Origin of the sequence: uncultured Mucilaginibacter sp., assembly GCF_903913935.1 — a bacterium.
GTDB lineage: Bacteria > Bacteroidota > Bacteroidia > Sphingobacteriales > Sphingobacteriaceae > Mucilaginibacter.
On sequence record NZ_CAIWNH010000032.1, the window covers coordinates 1 to 3057 of the forward strand.

Here is a 3057-nt window from a genome sequence, read left to right on the forward strand (position 1 = left end):
TTCAGGTGGTTCAGGTGGTTATTGGCCTTTGGCAGCGGGCCCCGTTGTTTGTAGTGCGCCGGACGGTATCGGCTAACCCTGGCACAAGGTTAAAAATTTTTAACTTTTGGGCTAAACTGAGCTTAATGTCATTTTTAAAAATACGTGACCGGAATATGGATAGAGCCTTTGATACTTGTCTTACCTTAGCAGGAAATAAACATCAACCATGTTAAATAAAGGAACAATAACCATTGCGGGAGAAAGCAAAAACCCTTTAACTGTAAACCGATTGGGTTATGGCACCATGCGCCTAACCGGCGAAGGGATATACGGCGAACCGCCAAATAGGCCCGAAGCTTTGCAGATTTTAAAACAAGCTATTGAAAAGGGCGTCAATTTTATTGATACGGCTGATTATTACGGCGAAGATGTAACCAACCGCTTAATTGCCGAAGCCCTTTACCCATATCCATTGGACCTGGTGATCTGCACCAAAGTAGGCGCAACCCGTAAGCCTGACAAAAGCTGGATATCTTTTAATACGCCCGAAAATCTGCGAAGCAGCATTGAAAATAACCTGCGGACGTTGAAAATTGAACAGGTAACTTTGGTGCATTTCAGGGTAATGCCTGGCGTGGGGGATTTTGAAGAATCGATGGAGGCTATGTTTAAAATGCAGCAGGAAGGGAAGATATTGCATGTGGGTGTAAGCAATGTAAGCCGCGATCAACTGGAAACCGCTATGAAAATGGGCCCGATAGCCACTGTTGAAAATATGTATGGTCATGCACAACGCAATTCAATGAAAAGCCATTATGGTGACACCAACGGCGGTGCTGAGGTACTGGACATTTGCGAAGCCAACGGCATACCGCTGGTGCCATATTTTTCACTATTTATGTCGATGCCGAAAAAGGATACCCGCATTGCTGAGATCGCCAGGAAATATGACATCAGCGAAGTACAGGCCAATATTGCCTGGCTGCTGCACCGTTCGCCATGGATACTGCCGATACCGGGAACATCTTCGCTAAAACACTTTGAGGAGAATTTAAAGGCAGCGGATATTGAAATGACTCAGAAAGATATGGACTTTTTAGGTTAACTTTATTTTTTAAATTTATGGTGATGCTTAAAGGAAATAAATATCCGGAAGATTCAGTTGCAGAAATAACAACCATGCTTGCCCCCGGCGATGATGATGATGCGGAAGACGGCGATGGCGATTGGTCGGATATTGATGACGAGGATTTTGAAGACATGGCTGAGGACCGCGATGATTTGCACGAAATAGAATTGGATAACAATATTTTTGACGATGAGGACGATGATCATTTGCCGGATGATGACGATTGATCTGGCTTTTTAATATTTATCGTAACTATTATAACTGCTAGCCAGATGTATATAAAATGTAGATGTCTTCCGCAAAGGTTACAGCAATAAATCAACTTATTAGCTAATTACCCACACCACTTTCAGGATAACCTTTTTGTTATTACCTTAGTGGCTGTGGATAATTTTATTGTTTCGGCACGCAAATACCGCCCTGTTACTTTCGAAAGCGTTGTAGGTCAGCAGCATATTACCAATACGCTCAAAAACGCCATCAAAAATAACCAGCTGGCGCAGGCCTTTTTATTCTGCGGTCCGCGTGGTGTGGGCAAAACTACCTGCGCGCGGATCCTTGCTAAAACCATTAATTGCGAAAATTTGCAGCCCAATGGCGAAGCCTGCGGAGTTTGTGCCTCCTGCCAGTCGTTTCAAAATGGTAATTCGTTTAATGTTCATGAACTGGATGCTGCATCGAATAACTCTGTTGACGATATCCGCAGTTTAATTGAGCAGGTTCGTATCCCGCCCCAGGCAGTAAGGTATAAGATCTACATCATCGACGAAGTGCACATGCTGTCGCAGGCCGCTTTCAATGCGTTTTTAAAAACGCTGGAAGAACCGCCGCACTATGCCATTTTTATATTAGCCACTACTGAAAAGCATAAAATACTTCCGACCATACTTTCCCGCTGCCAGATCTTTGATTTTAACCGCATCAGGGTAGAGGATATGGCCCAGCACCTGGCTTCTATCGCCCAAAAGGAAAATATCAGTTATGAGAATGATGGCCTGCATATCATCGCCCAAAAAGCCGATGGCGGTTTAAGGGATGCTTTATCCATGTTCGACCAGATCGTCAGTTTTTCAGGCGGAAATGTTACTTACCGCTCGGTAATCGACAACCTTAACATCCTTGATTACGACTATTACTTTACCATTACCGATCGTTTGCTGAATGAGGATAATGCCCAAACATTATTGTTGTTTGATGAGATTTTGGGTCGCGGTTTTGACGGAGCCCATTTTATTTCGGGACTGTCGGATCATTTCCGGAACCTGCTGGTAAGTAAGGATCAATCTACCTTAAAATTACTCGAAGTTAGCGAGGGGATTAAAGCAAAATACCTGCAGCAATCGCAGGCATCATCGGTTTCGTTCCTGCTTTCAGCTTTGAATATAGCCAACCAATGCGACATTAATTATAAGCTGAGTAAAAACCAGCGCTTACAGGTGGAGCTGGCATTGCTGAAGATGTGTAACCTGCAATCCGTCTTTAACCTCGCGGTTAACCCGCTCACCACAATGCCCGCGCCTGACGGGCAATTAAAAAAAAAACCTGATTCCGCAGCAATAAGGGAAGAAAGCACCCAAAAAGTTGAAGAAAAAGTGGCATTGGCCAGCGACCCGCAGGTTGCCTATCAAACCACAAAACCCCAATCTGCTCCGGTTGCACCGGTAACTGCTAAAGTATCGGCGACTGCTGAAAGGCCCAAAATATTTATGCCGGCCGCAAGCGGTCTGTCGATCCCTTCCTTAAAAGACGTGCGTAAAACCAGGGAAGAAGTGATGGAAGAGGAGGATCCCTATATAAAAGGGACCGCCAAAGACGATTATACGCCAGATCAGTTTTCAAAAGCCTGGAGCGATTTCGCAGCTCAGCTAAAAATCGATGGTAAAAAAAATGCGCTTACCATATTTATTTCCAATCCCCCAAAGCCTATTGGCCCTTATATCTATGAA

At 44.4% G+C, this 3057-nt stretch carries 4 protein-coding genes; all 4 read left to right on the top strand.

The features are described 5' to 3' along the window. Positions 1 to 215 (top strand): hypothetical protein (locus QZY09_RS01365; protein ID WP_295667193.1); only part of this gene is annotated, 215 nt, incomplete at its 5' end. Then, positions 209 to 1087, top strand: a complete 879-nt coding sequence (locus tag QZY09_RS01370; protein ID WP_295667196.1) for an aldo/keto reductase — start codon at positions 209 to 211, stop codon at positions 1085 to 1087. The genes QZY09_RS01365 and QZY09_RS01370, both read left to right, overlap by 7 nt. A 23-nt stretch (positions 1088 to 1110) precedes the next feature. Then, entirely contained in the window at positions 1111 to 1338 is a 228-nt protein-coding gene (locus QZY09_RS01375; RefSeq protein ID WP_295667199.1) for a hypothetical protein, read from the top strand. Positions 1339 to 1494: 156 nt separating this feature from the next. After that, the coding region (locus QZY09_RS01380) for a DNA polymerase III subunit gamma/tau (RefSeq protein WP_295667202.1) at positions 1495 to 3057 on the top strand (1563 nt) is incomplete at its 3' end.